The sequence below is a fragment of the Burkholderia sp. KCJ3K979 genome (genome assembly GCF_016759955.1).
In the GTDB taxonomy this organism is placed as follows: Bacteria; Pseudomonadota; Gammaproteobacteria; order Burkholderiales; family Burkholderiaceae; genus Burkholderia; species Burkholderia orbicola.
Map to the genome: position 1 here is coordinate 1 of NZ_JACFYV010000444.1, position 793 is coordinate 793.

The window sequence follows — 793 nt, forward strand, 5'->3', positions numbered from 1 at the left end:
CGGCGGGCACCGCCGGGTCGGCCGCATCGCCCAGCCATTCGGCTTCCGCGATCGGGTCGATCCACAGCGTGCCGGCGGCCGGGCCGACGACGAAGCGGTATGCGTGCGCATCGGTGGCCGGCTCGGCGTCGACGCGCCAGCGCACCTCGTACGCCTGTTCGCCGAGCGTGACCGGGACGGCGCCGGTTGCGCCGTACGCATGCGACAGCCCGCGCGCGGCGGCGGCGGACAGGCGCGGCAGGTAGGGCGACGCGTCGAGCGCGACCGCGGCCGGCGCGGCGGCGGGCGGCGGGGAAGCAGCGGGCAGGGCCCGGTTCGCGGCGTCGCCGGCGTCGGCATTCGTCAGGAACAGCGCAGGCACGGCGGGATCGGGGCGGATTCGGCGTTGGTTCGACGGGTTGTTCTGGGGCCGGCGGCGCCGAGGGGCGCGCGGCTGCTGCGTCAATTGTAGGGACGGCGCCGGGCGCGTGCCGCGCCGGAATCCGTAGTCGCGGCCATCGCGCGGAGGCGGCGGGAGCGGGGTGCTACGAAGCGTGACGAAGTGCGGTGGCGCAGGCGGGGCGACGGCCGGCGGTCAAGAAGCAACCGCCGCCCGGAGGCGGCGGTTGGGGCGCGACTGGCTGGGGGGGCCGGGCGGCGTGCAGGCCGCATCCGGCTGGCAGGCCGCGAGGCGCTGCCGATTCGCGCAGTGCGGTTGGGGAAGCGTGGCCGGCGTGCCGCGAACGGGCGGCGCGCGGGCGAAGCGTTACGCGTAGTCGGCGGCCATCGCGGCTTGCGGCGCCGCGCGCAGCAC

General features: G+C 77.7%; 1 pseudogene. It reads right to left on the reverse strand.

Going from position 1 to position 793, the window contains the following annotated elements:
• Positions 1-361 (reverse strand): annotated as a pseudogene (locus H3O04_RS35520) (type III secretion system cytoplasmic ring protein SctQ); the annotation flags it as partial.
• Between the last annotated feature and the right edge of the window lie 432 nt (positions 362-793).